19 protein-coding genes and 3 tRNA genes are annotated in these 20,656 nt (G+C 62.7%); 16 read left to right on the plus strand and 6 right to left on the minus strand.

Annotated elements, in window-relative coordinates; genetic code table 11:
* Nucleotides 1–54 precede the first annotated feature (54 nt).
* The 3 genes from EHW12_RS19030 to EHW12_RS19040 all read left to right on the plus strand — a co-directional run bounded on the left by EHW12_RS19030 (nt 55) and on the right by EHW12_RS19040 (nt 2,522).
* On the plus strand, nt 55–750 hold the full coding sequence (locus tag EHW12_RS19030; protein ID WP_003945327.1) for a TetR family transcriptional regulator: 696 nt from the start codon (nt 55–57) through the stop codon (nt 748–750).
* Between the two features lie 35 nt (nt 751–785).
* On the plus strand, nt 786–1,625 hold the full coding sequence (locus EHW12_RS19035; protein ID WP_125051478.1) for an alpha/beta hydrolase: 840 nt from the start codon (nt 786–788) through the stop codon (nt 1,623–1,625).
* Between the two features lie 75 nt (nt 1,626–1,700).
* Nucleotides 1,701–2,522, plus strand: a complete 822-nt coding sequence (locus EHW12_RS19040) for a thioesterase family protein (RefSeq protein WP_007733332.1) — start codon at nt 1,701–1,703, stop codon at nt 2,520–2,522.
* Here the strand turns inward: EHW12_RS19040 and EHW12_RS19045 are convergent.
* Entirely contained in the window at nt 2,512–3,873 is a 1,362-nt protein-coding gene (locus EHW12_RS19045; RefSeq protein WP_007733331.1) for an MFS transporter, read from the minus strand. The two genes, EHW12_RS19040 and EHW12_RS19045, sit on opposite strands and share 11 nt — an antisense overlap.
* A 128-nt stretch (nt 3,874–4,001) precedes the next feature.
* On the opposite strand from EHW12_RS19045, the gene EHW12_RS19050 reads away from it, so the two are divergent.
* The 5 genes from EHW12_RS19050 to lysA all read left to right on the plus strand — a co-directional run bounded on the left by EHW12_RS19050 (nt 4,002) and on the right by lysA (nt 9,570).
* Nucleotides 4,002–4,616, plus strand: a complete 615-nt coding sequence (locus EHW12_RS19050) for a PadR family transcriptional regulator (RefSeq protein WP_042923881.1) — start codon at nt 4,002–4,004, stop codon at nt 4,614–4,616.
* Nucleotides 4,613–6,643, plus strand: a complete 2,031-nt coding sequence (locus tag EHW12_RS19055) for an NADPH-dependent 2,4-dienoyl-CoA reductase (protein WP_125051480.1) — start codon at nt 4,613–4,615, stop codon at nt 6,641–6,643. The genes EHW12_RS19050 and EHW12_RS19055 overlap by 4 nt, the downstream gene beginning before the upstream one ends.
* A gap of 19 nt (nt 6,644–6,662) precedes the next feature.
* Nucleotides 6,663–7,466 carry a mycolate reductase gene (gene cmrA, locus EHW12_RS19060; RefSeq protein WP_019749133.1) on the plus strand — a complete coding sequence of 268 codons (804 nt, stop codon included), beginning with the start codon at nt 6,663–6,665 and terminating at the stop codon, nt 7,464–7,466.
* 172 nt (nt 7,467–7,638) lie between these two features.
* Entirely contained in the window at nt 7,639–8,076 is a 438-nt protein-coding gene (locus EHW12_RS19065; RefSeq protein WP_125051482.1) for a hypothetical protein, read from the plus strand.
* 150 nt (nt 8,077–8,226) lie between these two features.
* Nucleotides 8,227–9,570 carry a diaminopimelate decarboxylase gene (lysA, locus tag EHW12_RS19070; RefSeq protein ID WP_125051484.1) on the plus strand — a complete coding sequence of 448 codons (1,344 nt, stop codon included), beginning with the start codon at nt 8,227–8,229 and terminating at the stop codon, nt 9,568–9,570.
* 19 nt (nt 9,571–9,589) lie between these two features.
* Here lysA and EHW12_RS19075 read toward each other — a convergent pair whose 3' ends face one another.
* Nucleotides 9,590–11,329: a helicase HerA-like domain-containing protein gene (locus tag EHW12_RS19075; protein ID WP_050656807.1), complete on the minus strand. Its 1,740-nt coding sequence runs from the start codon at nt 11,327–11,329 to the stop codon at nt 9,590–9,592.
* Nucleotides 11,330–11,449: 120 nt separating this feature from the next.
* Here EHW12_RS19075 and orn point away from each other — a divergent pair, with 120 nt between their 5' ends.
* Both orn and EHW12_RS19085 read left to right on the plus strand, forming a co-directional pair.
* On the plus strand, nt 11,450–12,049 hold the full coding sequence (orn, locus tag EHW12_RS19080; RefSeq protein ID WP_024487359.1) for an oligoribonuclease: 600 nt from the start codon (nt 11,450–11,452) through the stop codon (nt 12,047–12,049).
* An 84-nt stretch (nt 12,050–12,133) separates the two neighbouring features.
* A tRNA-His gene (locus tag EHW12_RS19085) sits at nt 12,134–12,206 on the plus strand.
* 292 nt (nt 12,207–12,498) lie between these two features.
* Here the strand turns inward: EHW12_RS19085 and EHW12_RS19090 are convergent.
* Nucleotides 12,499–12,909, minus strand: coding sequence for a MerR family transcriptional regulator (locus EHW12_RS19090; RefSeq protein ID WP_042923889.1), 411 nt, complete (start codon nt 12,907–12,909; stop codon nt 12,499–12,501).
* A 55-nt stretch (nt 12,910–12,964) separates the two neighbouring features.
* On the opposite strand from EHW12_RS19090, the gene EHW12_RS19095 reads away from it, so the two are divergent.
* The gene (locus EHW12_RS19095) at nt 12,965–13,927 is read left to right on the plus strand and encodes an oxidoreductase (protein WP_125051486.1); all 963 of its coding nucleotides are present in this window, start codon (nt 12,965–12,967) and stop codon (nt 13,925–13,927) included.
* A gap of 133 nt (nt 13,928–14,060) precedes the next feature.
* Here the strand turns inward: EHW12_RS19095 and EHW12_RS19100 are convergent, their stop codons facing one another.
* Nucleotides 14,061–15,230: an Ig-like domain-containing protein gene (locus tag EHW12_RS19100; RefSeq protein ID WP_125052658.1), complete on the minus strand. Its 1,170-nt coding sequence runs from the start codon at nt 15,228–15,230 to the stop codon at nt 14,061–14,063.
* 367 nt (nt 15,231–15,597) lie between these two features.
* On the opposite strand from EHW12_RS19100, the gene EHW12_RS19105 reads away from it, so the two are divergent.
* The 3 genes from EHW12_RS19105 to EHW12_RS19115 all read left to right on the plus strand — a co-directional run bounded on the left by EHW12_RS19105 (nt 15,598) and on the right by EHW12_RS19115 (nt 17,378).
* A tRNA-Lys gene (locus EHW12_RS19105) sits at nt 15,598–15,670 on the plus strand.
* Nucleotides 15,671–15,781: 111 nt separating this feature from the next.
* On the plus strand, nt 15,782–17,212 hold the full coding sequence (locus EHW12_RS19110; protein WP_125051488.1) for an amidase: 1,431 nt from the start codon (nt 15,782–15,784) through the stop codon (nt 17,210–17,212).
* A gap of 93 nt (nt 17,213–17,305) precedes the next feature.
* Nucleotides 17,306–17,378: transfer RNA gene (locus EHW12_RS19115), tRNA-Lys, on the plus strand.
* Between the two features lie 66 nt (nt 17,379–17,444).
* On the opposite strand, the gene EHW12_RS19120 is transcribed toward EHW12_RS19115, so the two are convergent.
* The gene (locus EHW12_RS19120; RefSeq protein ID WP_007733292.1) at nt 17,445–17,666 is read right to left on the minus strand and encodes a DUF3618 domain-containing protein; all 222 of its coding nucleotides are present in this window, start codon (nt 17,664–17,666) and stop codon (nt 17,445–17,447) included.
* 145 nt (nt 17,667–17,811) lie between these two features.
* On the opposite strand from EHW12_RS19120, the gene bcp reads away from it, so the two are divergent.
* Nucleotides 17,812–18,285 (plus strand): thioredoxin-dependent thiol peroxidase, encoded by a 474-nt coding sequence (bcp, locus tag EHW12_RS19125; RefSeq protein ID WP_007733290.1) that lies wholly within the window; start codon nt 17,812–17,814, stop codon nt 18,283–18,285.
* On the opposite strand, the gene EHW12_RS19130 is transcribed toward bcp, so the two are convergent.
* Nucleotides 18,282–19,631: a dipeptidase gene (locus EHW12_RS19130; protein WP_007733289.1), complete on the minus strand. Its 1,350-nt coding sequence runs from the start codon at nt 19,629–19,631 to the stop codon at nt 18,282–18,284. The genes bcp and EHW12_RS19130 overlap by 4 nt on opposite strands.
* 290 nt (nt 19,632–19,921) lie before the next feature.
* Here EHW12_RS19130 and EHW12_RS19135 point away from each other — a divergent pair, with 290 nt between their 5' ends.
* Complete coding sequence (locus EHW12_RS19135; protein ID WP_003945379.1) at nt 19,922–20,623, plus strand: TetR family transcriptional regulator; 702 nt, start codon at nt 19,922–19,924, stop codon at nt 20,621–20,623.
* Nucleotides 20,624–20,656 lie beyond the last annotated feature (33 nt).

The following is a 20,656-nucleotide window of genomic DNA, read 5'->3' on the forward strand; positions in this document are numbered from 1 at the left end:
TACATGTCAACAAGAATGTGATCCGAGTTACACGAGTTGCCGAAAGGAGCCGGAATGCCTGTACCTACACTCGACGTCGTGACGAAGGCCGGACCGGTGAACCCCGAGCGCAGGGAACCCGACAACAGGGAACCGGAAAGTCGTGCCGCCAAGAAGGAACGCACACGCCAAGCGCTCCTGGACACTGCCATGGACCTCTCGGCCGATCGCGGCTTCGCCGGAATCAGCCTGCGAGAGGTAGCCAGGGAAGCCGGGATCGTTCCGACGGCGTTCTACCGCCACTTCGCTTCACTGGAGGACGTCGGTGTCGTCCTCGTCGAAGAGAGCATGCGTATGTTGCGCCAGATGCTGCGCGACGCAAGGCGCAATCCCAGCACCAAGGACGCCGCTACGTCCCTGGGCATCCTTGTGCGACAAGTGCATACACACGAGCGACAGTTTCGGTTCCTCTGCCGCGAACGCTACAGCGGCGTCAGTGAGGTACGACGTGCGATAGCCACTGAAATGCGGTTGTTCGTCAGCGAACTGACCATCGACCTCTCCAGAATTGCCGGACTGGAAAGCTGGTCGTCGGACGATCTGGAAATGGCTGCCGACCTGATCGTCTCGACGATGTTCAGTGCTGTCGTCGAACTGCTGGACGCCGGGACCGCCGGGTATCGCGACGAAGCCGCCGTCATCACACGAGCCGAGAAGCAACTGCGAGTCATCATGCTCGGAATGGCCACCTGGAATCCACCTCGAAACTGACCTCGGGTTCACCTTTTCGACGTACGGTGAGAGTCATGTCTTCCACGAGTACATACGAAATCCCCGTTGGCGACCTCACCTTCGACGTACTGATCTCGGGCCCGGACGACGGCATTCCGCTGGTAGCGCTGCATGGCTTCCCGGAGAGCGCCGCATCCTGGGGCAAGGTCACACCACTGCTCACCGCAGCGGGCTACCGCGTAATCGCACCGAATCAGCGCGGTTACTCCGCCGGCGCACGCCCCGAAGGGGTGGATGCCTACAAGATCGAGCACCTGGTAGCCGACGTCGTCGGATTGCTCGACGCGCTCGGCCTGTCCGACGCGCATCTTGTCGGCCACGACTGGGGTTCGGCGGTCGCCTGGCAGGTCGCCGGTCGCCATCCGAACCGGATCCGCAGCCTGACGGCGATCTCGGTCCCCCACCCCACCGCCTTCGGTTGGGCACTCCGCGAGGACGAGGACCAAAAACAACGCTCGTCGTACATCGGACTTCTCCGACAGGAGGGCAAAGCCGAGGAAGTGTTGTCGGAGGACAACTTTCGCCGGCTGCGCGCCATGTTCGACGGCCAGATCGATCCTGAATTCGCCGACGAGCACATTCGTGCCCTGAGCGGGGAGGGCGCGCTGACCGGCGCCTTGAACTGGTACCGCGCGATGACCCGCGACTTCGGCGACATCGATCGCACCACCGTGCCGACCACGTATGTCTGGAGCACCGGCGACACAGCGCTCGGCCGCGCAGGCGCAGAACGCTGTGGTGAATTCGTGGACGCTCCCTACGAGTTCGTCGTGCTCGACGGCGGAAGTCACTGGATTCCGGAAGAGCGAGCCGAAGAGTTGGCCGAGGCGATCCTCGCACGTGCAGGATCCTGATCGCCGCGACGAATTCGGCTCTATGTATGTTGTCATACATAGAGCCGAATTGATTCCATCACCAGGAGTTCTGCGATGACCGAAACCGTTGCACCACCCCATCCTTTCGACGCTGCTGTCGGATTGACGCCACTCACCGCCGGCTTGTCGACCGGCGAGACCAATCCGGCGTACAACAACATGGTCGGGCCGTTCGGCGGCGTCACCGCTGCCACGTTGCTCGAATCTGTACTGAAGCACCCCGAACGCCTCGGCGATCCGCTGTCGTTGACCGTCAACTTTGCCGGTCCGATCACCGAGGGCGCCTTCGAGATCTCCGCCCGGCCGGTGCGCACCAACCGCTCGACGCAACACTGGTCCATCGAACTTTCTCAGGACGGAACCGTCGCCACTACCGCGACGGCAGTGTTCGGTACCAGGCGTGAAACCTGGTCGTCTACCGAGATCACGATGCCGGAAGTTCCGTCGGCCGAAGACGTTACGCTGCTGCCGTTCCCCGAGTTCATCGCCTGGGCACAGAACTACGAGATGCGCTTTGTCGAGGGTGCGATCCCCGACCTGGAGTCGGGCGAGCATCCCGACTCGACAACGACGCTCTGGGTGCGCGATCAACCGGCACGCGCTCTCGACTTCACGTCGCTGACCGCACTGTGCGATGTCTTCTTCCCACGAGTTTTCTTGCGCCGAGGCAAGATGGCTCCGGCTGGGACGGTCTCGATGACCATCTACTTCCACGCCGACGCTCAGACGCTGACCGAACAGGCAGACAATTCCGTGCTGGGAACCGCGCGGACCCAACGGTTCGGCAACGGGTACTTCGATCAGTCGGCCGAAATTTGGGGCAGTGACGGCGCATTGCTCGCTACGACACACCAGTTGGTCTACTTCAAGGATTGACGGGAAGCGCACTGTCCCCTTCCGGCGCTTTCACCATCGACAATGCGGCAAGACCGACGCCGAGAACCACCAGCAGTCCGATGATGCCGGCACGGTCTGCACCGAAGAGCCAAGCAAACAGGCCGAACAGTGTCGGCGCCAAAAACGACACTGCTCGGCCTGTGGTCGCATACAGGCCGAACATCTGACCTTCACGCCCAGGCGGGGTGATGCGCGCCAAGAAGGTTCGTGCCGAAGACTGAGCGGGCCCGACGAAGAGGCAGAGCGCGAGACCGAAGATCCAGAACATCACCGGCCCTGACACCGCGATCAATATTGCGCCGACCACGATCATCGACGCCAGCGAGACGGTGATGACCTGTTTCGGTCCGATCCGATCGTCGAAACGTCCGGCCACCAATGCACCGATTGCGGAAATCACGTTGGCCGCAACACCGAACAACAGCACGTCGGCCGCACTGATCCCGTAGACGTTGACAGCCAGCACGGCTCCGAAGGTGAACACGCCCGCGAGACCGTCACGAAAGAGCGCGCTCGCGATCAGGTACCAGATCGTGCGCCTGTCGACGTTCCAGAGTTCGCGCAGATCGCGCCACAACACCCGATAGGAGTCGAGGAACCCGGCCTTGGACGCTCCCGGATCGACCGCGGGGCTGGGCAACTCTGGAACCTTGAAGAACACCGGAATCGCGAAGACCGCGAACCACACTGCAGCCAGCAGTGCCACCATCCGGATGTTCATGCCGCCGTCGGTGGTCAATCCGAGGAATCCCCGAGTGTCACCGTCGCCGACGATGAACCCGAAGTAGCACAGCAACAGCAGCACGATTCCGCCGAAATATCCCATGGCCCAGCCGAAGCCGGAGACTCTACCCAGATTCTCCGGTGTCGACACCTGCCGCATCATGGCGTTGTAGGGAACGCCGGCAAGCTCGAAGATCACCGAACCGATTGCGAGCAGAACCAATCCGAGCCACAGATAGCGGTAGTTGTCCTCGACGAAGTAGAGGCCCGCCATCGAGAGCACGGTGATGCCGGTCAGTATCGCGAGCGAGAGTTTACGTTTACCCGACGCATCGAAACGTTGTCCGGTGATCGGAGCGAGAATCGCGATGAAGAAGCCGGCGATTCCGAGTGCCCAGCTGAGCCACGTAGTTGCCGAAATCGTGCCGGGAAGGTCGTCACCGACCGCGTCGGTGAGATAGACCGAGAAGACGAACGTGAGGATCACTGCGTTGAATGCGGCCGATCCCCAATCCCACAGCCCCCATGCGAACACTTGACTCTTCGTGGCCGCACCGCCGATGCCTGCGGGTGGCTCGGCCTGCGTGCTCGTGGACTCGGCGCTCATACGGCGAAGCCTAACTGCGCGCGGCCGACTCGGCGCCTCTCTCCGAAGTCGACATACAAGACGTTCTATGCACCCGAGTTAGTACGCACTTAGTTGCATACGCACCTGAGTGCATAGATACTTTTTCCATGGCACTCGAACATGCGTTGCTCGTCTCCCTGTCCGAACAGGATGCGTCGGGATACGACCTCACACGCCGGTTCGACAAGTCGATCGGCTTCTTCCACAGCGCGACGCACCAGCAGATCTACCGAGTCCTCAAGCGAATGGACGAGGCAGGCTGGGTGGAGGTGGAGGCCATCGCGCAAGACGGCCGACCGGACAAGAAAATGTACCGCGTCAGCGATGCCGGCCGCGCCGAACTGACCCGATGGATCGCAGAGCCGTCCGAACCGAACCACCTGCGCAACGAGTTGGCCATCAAGATCAGGGCCGCTGCGCACGCCGATCTCCCCGCTCTACGACGCGAAGTCGCTCGCCACCGCGACGGCCACGCCGCCCGCCTCGACGTCTACCGACTCATCGAAAAGCGTGACTTCCCCAATCCAGCAGCGCTTTCCGGCTCTTCACTGCACCAGTACCTCGTACTTCGCGGCGGCATCCGCGTCGAGGAAGGATTCACCGACTGGTGCCAGGAAGTTCTGGACGCACTGCCCACTGGCGAGTACGCCACCGAAGACACTGGCGAGTACGCCACCGAAGACACCGGCGAGTACGCCACGGAAGGACATCTTCAGTCATGACGGATACACAGTTTCCCCGCCTGCTCGAACCGCTCGACCTCGGATTCACGACGCTGAAGAACCGCGTCGTCATGGGATCGATCCACACCGGCCTCGAAGATCGCGCGAAGGACACCGACCGCTTGGCCGAGTACTTCGCCGAACGTGCTCGTGGCGGTGTCGGCTTGATCATCACCGGCGGCTACGCGCCCAACCGCACCGGTTGGCTCTTGCCCTTCGGTGCCAAGCTGACCAACCGCATCGAAGCGCGCCGTCACCGCCGGATCACCAAGGCGGTTCACGACGCGGGCGGAAAGATCGCCATGCAGATCCTGCACGCCGGCCGCTACAGCTACCAGCCTTTCAGTGTCTCCGCGTCGTCGATCAAGGCGCCCATCAACCCGTTCCGTCCGCGCAAGCTGACCGGCCGTGGGGTGCGTTGGCAGATCCGCAACTACGTTCGCTGCGCGCGCCTGGCCAAGTCCGCGGGTTACGACGGCGTCGAAATCATGGGCGGTGAGGGCTACTTCATCAACCAGTTCCTCTGCGAGCGCACGAACAAGCGCACCGACCAGTGGGGCGGCAGTTCCGAGAACCGTCGACGCATGGCAGTCGAAATCGTGCGACGCACACGCAGGGCCGTCGGCCCGAACTTCATCATCGTGTTCCGGTTGTCGATGGCAGACCTGGTCGAGGGCGGTCAGACCTGGGATGAAATCGTCTCATTGGCAAAGGAAGTCGAAGCTGCCGGCGCCACGATCATCAACACCGACATCGGATGGCACGAGTCACGGGTGCCCACCATCGTCACCTCGGTTCCCCGAGCAGCCTTCGTGGACATCACGAGCAAACTCGAGAAGCACGTCGACATTCCGGTAGCCGCCTCGAATCGGATCAACATGCCCGAGACTGCCGAAGAGATCCTCAACCGCGGTGACGCGCAGTTGATTTCGATGGCCAGGCCGATGCTCGCCGATCCCGACTGGGTGAACAAGGCAGAACGCGGAGCGTCCGACGAGATCAACACGTGCATTGCCTGCAACCAAGCCTGCCTCGACCACGCCTTCGTTCACAAGCAGGTCTCCTGCCTGCTCAATCCGCGCGCGGGCCGTGAGACCACGCTGATCCTCTCCCCCACTCGGCGGACCAAGAATCTCGCCGTCGTCGGCGCCGGTCCTGCCGGACTTTCCGCAGCACTCAATCTTGCTCAGCGTGGTCATTCGGTCACGTTGTTCGAGGCCTCGGACAAGATCGGCGGGCAATTCGGGATCGCACAGCTCATTCCGGGTAAGGAAGAGTTCGCCGAGACCATTCGCTACTACACCCGCATGCTGGACGTGGTCGGAGTGACGGTCAAGCTCGAAACCCGCGTCGCACCGGCAGATCTCATCGGCTCCTTCGACGAAGTCGTGGTTGCCACCGGCGTGACGCCGCGGGTTCCCAAGATCCCCGGCATCGAGAACCCGAAGGTGCTGACCTACGCCGAGGTCGTCCGAGAGGGCAAGCCCGTCGGCAAGTCCGTCGCCGTCATCGGTGCCGGCGGCATCGGCGTCGACGTGAGCGAATTCCTCACGCACCCCACTTCCCCCACTCTTCATCTCAAGGAGTGGAAGCAGGAATGGGGCGTCACCGAACCCGAAATGGCCCCGGGCGCTCTCACCACTCCGGTACCGGAGCTCTCCGAGCGGGAGGTCTACCTCCTCCAACGCAAGCCAGGACGCATCGGCGCCGGCCTCGCGAAGACCACCGGCTGGGTCCACCGGGCGGCCCTCAAGAACAAGGGCGTCCACGAGCTCTCGGGCGTCAACTACGAGCGCATCGACGACGCCGGCCTGCATATCACCTTCGGTGAGAAGCACGAGAAGCCCCGACTTCTCGAGGTCGACACCATCGTCATCTGCGCCGGGCAGGAGTCGGTTCGCGATCTCGTGGACGAACTGACCGTCGCGGGTGTGGTGACCCACATCATCGGCGGCGCGGATGTCGCTGGCGAACTCGACGCCAAGCGTGCCATCGAACAGGGCACACGACTGGCCGCGAAGATCTGACCGGCTACGCTGACTGATCGTGAGCCTGCCGACACCCACAACCACAGCCCGCGCCGTCGTGACCGGCGCCTCCTCCGGCATCGGAGAGGCACTGGCCGCTGATCTGGCATCACGCGGACACTCCCTGATCCTCGTTGCCCGTCGCGGCGAGGTCATGGAGGTCCTCGCCGAGAAGCTTCGTGCCGCGCACGGCGTCGAGGTGGAGGTCCGTGCATCGGACCTCTCCGACAGCGCGGCGCGTGCCGTTCTGGTCGAGGAACTCGGTGGCCGCGACATCAGCATCCTGTGCAACAACGCCGGTATCGCCACCTTCGGGCCGATCGCCGAGCTGGACCCGGCATACGAGCGCGACCAGGTCGAGCTCAACGCCGTTGCAGTGCACGATCTCACGCTGGCCGTGCTGCCGGGCATGCTCGCGCGCAAGTCCGGAGCCATCCTGATGGTCGGGTCCGCGGCCGGAAACATGCCGATCCCCAACAACGCGACGTACGCCGCCACCAAGGCGTTCGTGAACACCTTCGCGGAATCGTTGCGAGGTGAACTCAAGGGCACCGGAGTGAACGTCACCCTGCTCGCCCCAGGCCCCGTACGCACCGAAACCCCGGACCCGGCCGAAGCGTCGATCGTCGACAAGCTCGTCCCGGACTTCTTCTGGATCTCGAGCGAGTACACCGCCAAGGTCTCGCTCGACGGCCTGGCCGAGAACAAGATGCGCGTCGTACCGGGCATCTTGAGCAAGGCGATGTCCGTCGCGGGCGGTTACAGCCCGCGTGCCGTCGTTGCGCCGATCGTGGGCACGTTCTACAAGAAGCTCGGCGGCTGATTCACTCAAACTTCTCAGAGCAGTCCATAGCAGACCATATAGTCGGTTAATAGCGATGCGAAGAACACTGGCAGTCGGGGCAATCCTTCTTTTGACCGGAGGGTTGCCCTTACTGCTGCCCTCGGCAGCGAATGCATGTTCGTGCGCATCATCGGCTACCCCGGAAGAAGCCGTGAGCGTCTCCAGCACCGTTTTCCTCGGGACTCCGACGGAGAAAACTTCGGACGGGTTCGAGGACACCTACCTGTTCGACGTCAGCCGGGTCTACAAAGGCGATCTGGCATCGGTGACGTCGGTGGGGACACTCGCGAACGGGAACGGTTGTGGCACAAGCTACGTGCTCGGCACCGAGCAGCTGATGTTCGTTTCTGCGCCGTACTACGTCGACGCCGAGCACGAGGGGCACAGCTGCGGGCCGGCTACCGAAACCGGGTTCGACATCCAAGCGGCGGTCGAGTCCGTGTACGGCGCCGGTTACGCCCCGAGTGCCGGCGGAACTCCGTCCGTTGGTGTGTCCGCCGACCGATCGACGGTCATCGGCGGAGGCGCCGCGGTGGCATTGCTCGCGGTGCTCGGTTGGTTCGGATGGAGGCGGCGACGGGCACAGTGAGTCCACGGGCACAGTGCCGAGGCCGTCAGAGCCGCGTCAACCTCGTTCGGCGGCGCGTCAAGTAAGCGTCAAGATCCGCCCCACCTGTGATCTTCGGGAGTAGATCTGAAAGTAGCCCGCAACACGGCGGGTCACCTTCAGGAGATCGACGTGACGCTACTCGAAATCTTCCCCTCCCTACGCGGCGCAATGACACCGCGTATGGATCCTGCGTTGTGGCCCATCAGTACTCGCCACGACCACAGCGGGCGTGTCTGCATCGGCGACGTCTCCCTCGAAGAGATCGCGGACCAGTACGGCACACCGACGTACGTCGTCGACGAGGCGGACGTGCGGCACCGCTGCCGCACGTATCGAGAGATCTTCCCCGACTCGGAGATCGTGTACGCCGGCAAGGCACTGATGATTCGAGCGATGGCTACCTGGGTCTCCGACGAGGGACTCGGGGTGGATGTCTGTTCCGCCGGTGAACTCGCCGTCGCGCTTGCCGCGGGCGTGGACCCCCACCGAATCATCCTGCACGGCAATGCCAAATCGGTTTCCGAACTGAGGGCGGCGGTCAACGCGGGTGTCGGCCGGATCGTCCTCGACTCCCCCAGCGAAGCGGTACGGCTCGCGTCGGTGTGTACCCACCGACAGAAGGTGTTGGTCAGAGTCACACCCGGCATCGACATACACGGACACAAGGCAGTGTCCACGGGCATCGTGGACCAAAAGTTCGGCCTACCAGCGTTTTCCGAAGAACTGGAACGTACGGTATCCGTCGTCGCCAACGCGACGCACCTGCAGCTCATCGGCCTGCATTGCCATCTCGGCTCCCAGATCACCGATCCCGAACTCTTCCGCCCCGCGATCGAGACGATGATCGCACAGATGGACGACATACGACGCTCGCATCGAATCATCCTCACCGAACTCGATCTCGGCGGTGGCCATGGGATCGCCTACGTGCCGGGAGATGCCCAATTGGATCTGACCCGCCTCGCTCACGTCATCGACGAAACTCTCGACGACGCGTGCACCCGAAACCGCTTCCCTCGCCCCGAAATCGTGCTCGAGCCTGGCCGAGCGATCGCTGCGCGGGCCGGAGTCACGCTCTATCGCGTACAGAACATCAAGTCGATCAGCGGGGGACGAACCTTCGTCTCCGTCGACGGCGGGATGAGCGACAACCCTCGGGTGTCGTTGTACGACAGCCACTACGACGTCGAACTGGTGAACCGACATTCGCGCGCACCGCTCCAGGAAGTCACCGTCGCCGGGCGACACTGCGAATCGGGCGACGAAATTGCCGTCGGAGCCAGGCTTCCCGCCGACCTACATGAAGGTGACCTGTTGGCAGTGCCGTGTACGGGCGCATACCACCACAGCATGGCCTCCACCTACAACAGCGTCGGCCGGCCGCCGGTCGTCGCCGTGCTGGGCGGGATTGCGCGGCCGTTGATCAGGCGCGAATCGATCAACGACCTGCTGGCCCGCGAGGTCGGCATCTGACCTCGCGGGCGCCTGAGCCTCAGCGCCTGCGGCGACTACCGGTGCCGAAGATGTTTCGCGAAATCTCGCGTCCCGCAGCCGAAGCCGCCGAGCGCAGGAAACTCTTGACAGCCGAGTTGCCCAAGATCTGCTCGGCGATGTTGGGGCCCTCCGGCTCGGCCGGCGGCGGTGGCGGCAGATCGGGCAGCGACGGAAGATCCAGGGACTGATCCGCTGTCGGAGCACCGGCCACCTTGGCCGTCAGCTTCTCGTACGCCGACTCGCGGTCGATGGTCTGGCCGTACTTCTGATTCAGGGGACTCGACGACGCGGCCGCCTTGATCGCGTCGTTGCCGATGGTGTCCATCAGCGACCTCGGAGGACGAATCTTGGTCCAGGCCACCGGCGTCGGCGCACCCTTTTCCGAGAGTACGGTCACGATGGCTTCACCGATGCCGAGTGAAGTCAGTGCCTTTTCCAGGTCGTAGTGCTCGGTCTTCGGGTACGTGCGGACGGTCTTGTTGAGGGCTTTCTGATCGTCGGGCGTGAAGGCACGCAGGGCGTGCTGAACCCGCGCACCCAACTGTGACAGCACCGAATTCGGAATGTCGGTCGGAAGTTGCGTGCAGAAGAACACGCCGACGCCCTTGGAACGAATGAGCTTGACCGTCTGTTCGACCTGCTGCAGGAAGGCCTTCGACGCGTCCGCGAACAGAAGGTGCGCCTCGTCGAAGATGAACACGAGCTTCGGCTTGTCCAGATCTCCCTCTTCGGGCAGCGTCTGGAACAGGTCCGCGAGCACCCACATCAGGAAGGTGGAGAACATTGCCGGGCGCGCCGCCTGGGCACCGAGTTCGAACAGCGTGATCACACCGGCACCGCCGACGACACGCAGCAGATCCTCGGTTTCGAGTTCTGGTTCACCGAAGAAGGTGTCACCACCATCTGCTTCGAGGTTGACCAACGCGCGCAGAATCACTCCCGCCGTCGCCGAGGAAACTCCGCCGATACCCTTCAGATCGGCCTTGCCCTCAGCGCTTGTCAGGTGGGCAATGACCGAACGCAGATCCTTGAGGTCCAGCAGGGCGAGGCCCTGAGTGTCGGCCCAGTGGAAGATCAGCCCGAGTGTCGATTCCTGGGTCTCGTTGAGGCCCAACACTTTACTGAGCAGGATCGGCCCGAAACTGGTGATGGTCGCGCGCACCGGGATACCGATTCCGTCAGTACCCAACGACAAGAACTCGACTGGCATCCCAGCGGGAGTCCACGAATCGTCGCCCGTCTCGACTGCGCGAGACTTCATCTTCTCGCTCGGATCCCCCGCCTTCGACAGACCCGAGAGATCGCCCTTGACGTCGGCCATCACAACCGGCACACCCGCGGCGGACAGCTGCTCGGCGATGCCCTGCAACGTCTTGGTCTTGCCGGTACCCGTCGCACCGGCGATCAGACCGTGACGGTTGATCGTCGCCAACGGAATCCGCACCCGCGCGGTGGGATCTGCCACACCGTCGATCACCACCGAGCCGAGCTCGAGTGCCCGCCCCTCGGATGAATAGCCCGCCGCGATTTCAGCGGCAGCACCCGAGGGCGCCTGAGCAGCGGGGGTGGCTCCGGCCGATGCTTCGGCCTCAGCGGCAGCCGCTTCCTTCTCTGCTTCCTCAGCTGCTGCAGCGGCTTCAGCTGCAATCCGAGCGGCTTCGGCAGCGGCAGCCTTGGCAGCTTTCGCCTTCTCCGCCGGCGTCAGCGGCGCTGCTCCGTCCTTCGGATCCACGGTCATCGAAAAGCCCTCCTCGTTGCAATGCGGCGAAGTTCTTGTCATCACCCGAACGCCGTCTCACACACGTCGAGTTTCCACCGCAGACCTTATCCCGCGCCCGCGCGCACTACTGTGTTCCTGGTGCAGGACAAATTGGTATGGATCGATTGCGAAATGACCGGGCTGCGACTCGAGTCGGACAAACTCATCGAGATTGCGGCTCTGGTGACCGACAGCGACTTGAACATCTTGGGCGAAGGTGTGGACATCGTCATCCACGCCGACGACGACGCGTTGGCTGCAATGCCCGACGTCGTGAAGAAGATGCACGCAAAGTCGGGACTGACCGAAGAGGTTCGTAAGTCGACGGTCACCCTCGCCGAGGCGGAGAAAGAGGTGCTCGCGTACATCCGCAAGCACGTTCCCGTCGCCGGTACGGCTCCCTTGGCGGGTAATTCAATCGCCACCGACCGCGGATTCATCTCACGGGACATGACGGCACTGGACACATACCTGCACTACCGGATGATCGACGTCAGCTCCATCAAAGAACTCTCCCGCCGCTGGTACCCGCGAATCTACTTCGGCCAGCCCGAAAAAGGTCTCGCCCACCGGGCACTCGCCGACATCAAGGAATCCATCCGCGAACTCAAGTACTACCGCGGCACTGCATTCGTCGCGGCGCCCGGACCGTCGAGCGCGGAGATCGCAGCCGTCGTAGAGGGCTTGGGTCCCGCCTGACCTGCCGATTGGCTTCCTGACCGACTTTCGCGCTAGTATCTCTTTCGTCAAAGCAGCCGGGTCAAACCGGTGGCCGAGGCAATGGTGGGCGTAGTTCAGTTGGTAGAGCACCAGGTTGTGATCCTGGCTGTCGCGGGTTCGAGTCCCGTCGCTCACCCAAGCGGAACCCCTGAGAATGTCGGAAGACATTTTCGGGGGTTCTTTTGGTTTGTGCGCCAGCCCCAATCTCCCCTTCCACAGCCGGGTGAACGTATCGCTCCCCTTCTCTGACGGGGGCAGCGATACGTTCACCCGAAGTGGGTGGGGTGGCGACCGCGACAAATCGCGCGCTCCCGAGCAACCCGTGCCCGAGCCGAGCGAACGTACCTCTCGTCGCTTCAGATAGACCGAAAGCCACTTTCGCTCACATGGGGGTAGCTGGAAATCGCCGCAAATGGCCCAGCCGTCGATCACTCGGGCGACGGTTCCGGCTCCCAGACACCTACGACGGTCCCCTCGCGAACATGTCGCTCGTACGCCGAAACCTTGTCGTGGATGACGTTCAGGTTTTCCTGCATCGCAGCGATCCTGGATCGAATCAACTCCTCATGCGACTGTAAAAGTGAAAGCCGCTCCTTCTCGTTTCCCGGCCCTGACCTGACGAGAGCGGCGAATTCGCGGATCGTGGCGATCGGCATACCCGAGTCTCGGAATCGATTGCACAGCTTCAACCAAGAGACATCGCTTTCGGAGTACACCCGACGCCCACCTGCCGAGCGCGCCACCTCGTGAACGAGCAATTCCTCACGTTCGAAGTATCGAAGGGAATCGATACTGATTCCGGTCTGGACAGCGACGTCACCGATTGACAGTTCGCGCATTGCCTGGCGACCTTTCCTTGACCTGGAGTGCACTCCAGATTTTACGGTCGCAGCCATGAATTCCATCCAGCGCAAAATCAACACCGGATACTCCCGAGTCTCCACTGCCGACGACGTACTTGCCGGACAAGATTTAACAGGCACTATGGTTTTGGTCACCGGCGGGTACTCCGGACTGGGATATGAGGTTTCGCAGTCACTTTCTTCGGTCGGCGCGCGAGTTGTAGTTCTTGCCCGCCGACCAGAACAGGCACGGAGCGCGGTGGCCGACCTTCCGGGTATCGAAGTGCGAGCGTGCGACCTGTCGGACCCGAGCAGTGTCAGATCGTGTGCGCGAGAAATTCTCGAATCCCGGATCACTCCGGACATCATCATCTGCAATGCGGGGGTCATGGCCTGCCCGGAACTCCGTGTCGGCTCCGGATGGGAATCACAATTCGCGATCAATCACCTCGGGCACTTTGTACTGGTGAACCTGCTTGTGCCAGCCATGCCCGCAAACGGCTCTCGCGTAGTCGCTGTCTCGTCGGCGGGACATTTTCTGTCGGGAGTGCGTTGGAATGACATAAATTTCCGCAACGGTTACGACCGCTGGCTTGCGTACGGTCAAGCCAAGACTGCAAATGCTCTATTCGCTGTACAGCTGGCGAGCTCCGGTGCTTCACGCGGTATCAGTGCGTTCTCCGTCCATCCCGGGAGCATCCGCACTCCCCTTCAACGTCACTTCTCTGCATCGGAGAAACACGATCTCGGATGGACGACGTCGAATGGCGACGCCGTGCCGGGGTTCAAGACTCCCTCCCAGGGCGCCGCTACAACGGTGTGGGCAGCGACGGCACCGATACTCGCCGATCACTCCGGCGCGTATCTCCAGGACTGCAACATCGCGGACGTCGCGCAGACCGATGACATGAGCGCCGGCGGAGTGAAACCTTGGGCTACCGATCCCGCCGACGCACGCAGATTGTGGACACTGTCCGCTGAGATGACCGGAGTGGACGCGTTCGGTCGACGCTGACACCGAGCGAACGTACCTCCCGTCGCCTCAGATAGACCGAGAGGCACTTTCGCTCACAAAAGGTGTACAGATGCAGAATGCCCCCAACCGGACGGTCGGGGGCATTCTGCCGTTCAAGGCTTCAGGGACGCACTCAGACGTCCGCGTTGCCGGTCTTCCAGACGCTCCAGGGGATGTTCCAGTCACCGAGGCCGTCGGTGCCGGAGAGAGTGCCGCCGACGGTGTTCTTGACGACGACGATGTCCCCACGCTTGGTGTTGTCGTAGACCCACTTGGCGTTGGACGGGCTCAGGTTGAGGCAGCCGTGACTGGTGTTGGAGTAGCCCTGCTGCCCGACCGACCACGGCGCCGAGTGGAAGAAGATGCCGCTGTAGGACATTCGGGTCGCCCAGTCGACGGGGGTCTTGTAACCCTGCGCTGAGGTGACCGGGACGCCGTACGTGGACGAGTCCATGATCATGTTCGCGAAGCGGTCACCGATGATGTAGACGCCGTTGTCGGTAGGAGTGCTGTCCTTGCCCATGGAGGTGGGCATGGTCATGACAGTCTCACCGTTGACCTGGAAAGTGACCTGCTTGGTGTTGTCGTCCGCCGTGGCGATGACGGCATCACCGATGGTGAAGGAACTCTTGGCGTCTTCCTGCCCGAAGACTCCCTTGCCGAGATTGCGCCCGTACACGTTGACGCTCACGTCGACCTTGGTGCCCGGTGCCCAGTAGTTCTCCGGACGCCAACGGACCTCACGATTGTTGACCCAGTAGAACGCACCTTCGACGGCCGGAGTCGTGGTGACGGTGATCGCGGCTTCGGCAGCCTTGCGATCGGGGATGTTCTCGTCGAACTGCACCGCGATGGGCTGACCGATGCCGACCACGTCACCCTCGTTGGGCAAGACGTACGGCTTGGTGACGTTTCCGGGTGCGCTGGTGGTGAAGGACGTGACCGTCGTACTTGCGCCACCCAATCCGAATGCGCGGGCCTCGATTTTGTACTTGCGGTTGTAGCCGAGTGGCTCGGTGGTGGTCCACGACGCACCGTCGGCAGCAATCGCGCCGGCAACTGCCTTACCGTCCTGATTGACCATCGTCACGTCGGACAGAGCGCCGTCAGCGACGTTGATCTTGACCGGGTCGCCCGGCGAGAAGCCGACAGCGCCGTCGGCAGCGGTCGAGGTGAGCTTCGGCTTGATGAGTTCGGTGAGCGGATTGGAATCGATCGGCGCCGACCCTTCGGTACTGACGTCCTTGCCGCCCGACGTGCACGCGGTCATCAGAACGAGAGCACCGAGAGACGCCGCGATCATCGCCGCGCCCTTCGACGCTCGACCGTTCCCCCGCGCACGGACAGACCCCACCTTTGACGACTCATCGTTCGACTCCGCTTCACAATTTCTCCGACTAACTTCCGCGTCACATGCGAATCCCACTTACCGGAAGGCAAGTGGGACTTGCGGTATGACTGCGCTGCACCAATGATGCCAGGCGCGCTCGTTACCAACGGTCATGAAAGGCCACGCCGTCAGTAACGTTCAAGTATCAATCGCTCCGAACCGTCCGTTTTGTTACCGCTTTCAGCGGATTTCCTCCGATCGGACTACAGCGGTGACGCCTCCACCTGGCGATTTGCTCCCGAACCGGCGATTCGGCTAATGTTCTGTCTCGCAAGAGCGAGCGCCTATAGCTCAGTTGGTAGAGCAAGTGACTCTTAATCACTGGGTCCGGGGTTCGAGTCCCTGTGGGCGCACTTGCAAAGGTCCCCACCTTCTTCGGAAGGTGGGGATTTTTCTTTGTGTCGTGGTGAACAGGTTGTGGTGAATAGACTTCACAGTTATCGGAACCACGGCCTGGAGGATTGATGACCGAGCGCGAAACCACACCGGGCAGCGAGCTGGCATTTGCCGGGGTTGCGGGTCAGGCCGCTCTGATCCGGTCCGGAGAAATATCGGCCCGCGAGCTCACCGAGAACACACTTCGCCGTATCGAACGCCTCGATTCGACGCTCAATGCTTTTGTGCGAGTTCTCGCAGACGAAGCGCTCGACGAAGCGACACGTCTCGATCAGCGCCAGGCCGACGGCCACAGCCTGGGCCCACTGCACGGAGTTCCGATCGCGATCAAAGACGAGAACGACGTCGCCGGAACGCCGACGACGTACGGCGGTGCGGCAGCAACTCGCATCGCATCGGCCGATTCAGAGGTCGTCCGGCGGTTGCGCGAGGCCGGCGCGGTGATCGTCGGCAAGACGACGATGCCCGAGTTCGGCATCTGGCCCTTCACGGAGACTGCTGCAAACGGCTACACCAGAAACCCTTGGGACACCGGCGTATCCACGGGCGGATCGAGCGGAGGATCTGCGTCGGCCGTCGCGTCAGGCATGGTCGCAGCGGCAATCGGAGGCGACGGCGGCGGTTCCATCCGACTGCCTTCGGCGTTCTGCGGGTTGTTCGGACTCAAACCGCAGCGCGGTCGGGTGAGCACCGCGCCGAACCGCAACCTCTGGCGCGGACTCGGCACGCTCGGCCCTCTCACTCGTTCCGTCGAGGACAGCGCGCTCGTGTACGACGTGATAACCGGTACCACCGGGATCGACGACTACACAGCCGAAACGCTCCGCACCAGCTTTGCCGAGTCAGCCGCGTCGGCGCCCAGGCCGCTTCGCATTGCAGTGTCCACCCGGAGTCCGGTCCGGGGCGTCCGCCCGTCCCCGGAGGTCGTTGCCGCGGTGCATTCGATCGCAGAGATGTTGAGCGCGTTGGGACATCACGTCGAAGAGCACGATCCCGAGTACCCGGACGCAACTGCAGCATTTCTCCCCCAGGTGCTCGGCGGCGTCCGCGACGAAGCACTGCGCGTCGATCATCCAGCGTTACTCGAGAAGCGCACACGAGCACTCGCGTCGATCGGCCGGATAGCCGCTCCCGCGCGCGTCGGGAAATTCGCTTACCGCAAAGGTGAGCGAATCGCAGCGACGGTCAACCAGGTCTTCGACACCTTCGAACTGGTCCTGATGCCGACCACGCCCGCGCTGCCACGCCCGATCGGACAACTCGAAGGAACCGGCCTTCTGTCAGCAGTCCGCAAGGCGTTGCCGATCGCCGCCTACTGTTCGATCTGGAATGTCTGCGGCAACCCGGCGGCCGCTGTGCCCGCCGGGTTCTCCGAACGCGGACTCCCCCTGAGCGTCCAACTGGTCGGGCGCAGCGGTGGTGAACCGACCATTCTCGCCGTCGCACAGCAGTTGGAAAGCACCGTCCGCTGGCCGGATTCGCACCCTCCACACTCGTGAATTCCGGAAGCGATGTAACCATCGTCACCACGATGAACACGCGTTTTGCAAACTCCTGAGCCTGTCGGCTAATGTTCTGTCTCGCAAGAGCGAGCGCCTATAGCTCAGTTGGTAGAGCAAGTGACTCTTAATCACTGGGTCCGGGGTTCGAGTCCCTGTGGGCGCACTTGCAAGAAGGCCCCCACCTCACCAGGTGGGGGCCTTCTTCATGTTCTGTCTTCGACAACTCGGGTCAGCGAATGATCTTCCGGACCACGAGTATTCCCACCACTGAACCGACTGCGATCAGCGCGTACTTCACTGCCGGCTCGTTGAGCTTGGCGAGCACCGTCTTCTTGGTGTTCTCGACCAGCCGCTTCGGGTTGGTGCGGACCGTCAGTTCGTCGAGTGTGCTCGCGAGCTGGTTACGCGCCTTCTCGATCTCGCGTTCGATGCTCTCGGTGTCCCTGGGCACGTGTCCTCCAACTTGTCTGTGTTCTGCTGCTCTGTGTGCGGGTCTGCTGTGCGGACGCAGCGCGCCGACACTTCGCTCTACCGTAGAGGAGCAGAATGCCCTCGCGCCCACCTGCCGCGCAATTTCTCGACTAACCTCGATTCCCGTGACCGAGAACAGTAGATTGTCCGCCGGCGACGTCGCGCCGGATTTCACGCTCCCAGACGCCGATGGCAACGAGGTTTCCCTTCACGATTACCGCGGCCGCAAGGTCATCGTGTACTTCTACCCGGCGGCCAGCACCCCGGGGTGCACCAAGCAGGCCTGCGACTTCCGTGACAGCCTCGCCGAGCTGAACGGCGCCGGCCTCGAAGTCATCGGAATCTCGCCGGACAAGCCCGCAAAACTCGCGAAGTTCCGCGATACCGAAGAGTTGACCTTCCCGCTGCTCTCCGATCCCGAGAAGGCGACGCTCGAAGCCTGGGGCGCGTTCGGTGAGAAGAAGATGTACGGCAAGACCGTCCAGGGCGTCATCCGCTCGACGTTCCTCGTCGACGAGGAAGGCAAGATCGAGGTGGCCCAGTACAACGTCCGGGCCACCGGCCACGTCGCCAAGCTACGACGCGATCTGTCGGTCTAACTCCCGTACCGGCTCAAGAACAGAGCCTCCGCGAAAGCGAGATTCTCGATCTCCGACGGGTCGACGCTTTCGTCGGGCGCATGAATGCGGCATTGCGGTTCCTCGACGCCGATCAACGCGATCTCCGCGTCGGGGAACTGCTCGGCCAGTGCACTGCACAGCGGTATCGATCCCCCTTGGCCGGCAAATCCGACTTCGCGGCCGTAGGCATCGGTGAGCGCGGACTTCAGCTGCGCGAAACCTGCACCCTCCGTCGAGGACGAGAACGGCGATCCCGTCGATTCCGGAACGACCTCGATGTGGACGCCCCACGGCGCCGCCGCGCGGAGGTGGTCCGTCAACAACTTCTGTGCCTGCGCCGGATCCGTGCCAGGCGGGACACGAAGATTCAGGCGCGCCGACGCGCGGGGCGTGATCGCCGCCGCCGAACCCACGACCGGCGGGCAGTCGATACCCAGGATGGTCAGCGCCGGACGAGCCCACACCTGCTCGGCGACCGAACCGGAACCAGTCAGCTGCACCCCTTCGAGCACCCCGGCGTCGGAGCGGAACTGATCGCCGTCATAACTGACACCCGCCCATTCCTGGTCGTTGGTCAAGCCTTCGACAGTGGTGTTTCCGGCGCTGTCGTGCAGCGTCGAGAGTATGTGCACCAGCGCGGTGATCGCATCGGGCGCCGGTCCACCGAAGACACCGGAGTGAATCTCACCCTCGAGCGTCGACACGTGGACCACAACGTTCGCGATCCCGCGCAATGACGTCGTGATCGTCGGCTCCCCGACTTCGGTGTTGCCGGTATCGGCGATCAGGATCATGTCGGCTGCAAAAAGTTCGGGCCGCTCTCGCACCAGATCCTCGAGACCGCCAGTGCCCATCTCCTCGGATCCTTCGGCGACGAGCGTCAGGTGGACGCTCGGATCCACACCGGCTGCGGCGAGCGCTCGCAGAGCTGTCAGATGCATGACGACGTTGCCCTTGCAGTCGGAAGCGCCCCGTCCGTACCACCGTCCGTCGCGCTCGGTGAGCGTGAAAGGCGGGGAGCCCCAGAGCTCTTCGTTTCCGGGCGGCTGAACGTCGTAGTGGCAGTACAGCAGAACGGTCGGAGCACCGCCCGGGCCTGGTCGACGCCCGACAACCGCGGCCGAACCGTCGGAGGTCTCGATCGCCTCGATATCGGCGAAACCCTGAGCCCGGAATGCCTCCAGGACCCAATGCGCAGCGGCCGCGCATTCTTCCGGCGGGTACTGCCGTGCATCGGCAACGGACTTCATCGCCACAAGTGCACTCAGATCCTCACGGGCACGCGGCATGAGTTCACCTACCGCGGTTCGCAGTTCTTCCGTCATCGTCTCCCTCTCCTCGGCATCGAATCTCGGTGTGCCCGAAGAATCTCAGTCTGCCCGAATCGGACGTAGGCAGGCGCCAGGATCGCCGTTGCGCCACACCGCGCAGCAACCTCTTCGGCTACTGGACAGTTGGTCACCTAGTATCGAGGTGTGGCAACAGCATCGGGACTCGTGTGCGCGCACCTGCGCGGTGCGTTTCGACCGATCACGACCGCCGAAGTAGGTGGCCGATGACACCGGATAATGCACAAGTCCCAAATTCGACAGAAAACACCGATAGCCTGGAAGACGTGCAGCCCACGACTCGTCACCGCGCGCGGCGACGAGTCGACCCAGCACTGGAGAATCCCCAGAGCCTCGAAGAACCGCAGGAACTGCTGCCGCGCAAGCGTCCGACGCAAGAGCGCAGCCAGCGTAAATTCGACGCACTCCTGGCTGCGTCACGGGAACTCCTCACCGATGTCGGTTTCGAATCGTTCACCTGTGAAGAAGTCGCGGCACGTGCTGACGTCCCGATTGGGACGCTTTACCAGTTCTTCGCGAACAAGTACGTCATCGTGTGCGAATTGAACCGCCAGGACCTCGTCGGGGTCCAGCACGAGCTTGCTCAGTTCGGCGGCGAAGTACCCTCGCTCGACTGGTTGCGGTTCCTGAACAGTTTCGTCGATCACATGGCCGGGCTGTGGACGTCAGATCCGTCGCGCCGCGAGGTCTGGCTGGCGATGCAGTCGACGCCGTCCACGCGGGCAACCGGAGTCATTCACGAAAAGCAGTTCGCCGAGACCGTAGCGAAAATGCTCGGCCCGTTGACGCCTCGTACGCGGCGAGATCGTCGCCTGATGATGGCGGAAGTTCTTGTCCACGTGGTGTATTCGATGCTCAATTTCTCGGTTCAGGACGGTCAGTCGCATGCCGACGCCGTCGCCGAACTGAAAAGGTTGATGATCGCGTATCTCCTCGTCGCCGAGAAGGAATCCCGCACGAAGGACTAGTCGAACGACAAAGAGCCGGTCTCCCCTTGGGAG

It is taken from the genome of Rhodococcus sp. NJ-530 (assembly GCF_003860625.1).
GTDB lineage: Bacteria > Actinomycetota > Actinomycetes > Mycobacteriales > Mycobacteriaceae > Rhodococcus_F > Rhodococcus_F qingshengii.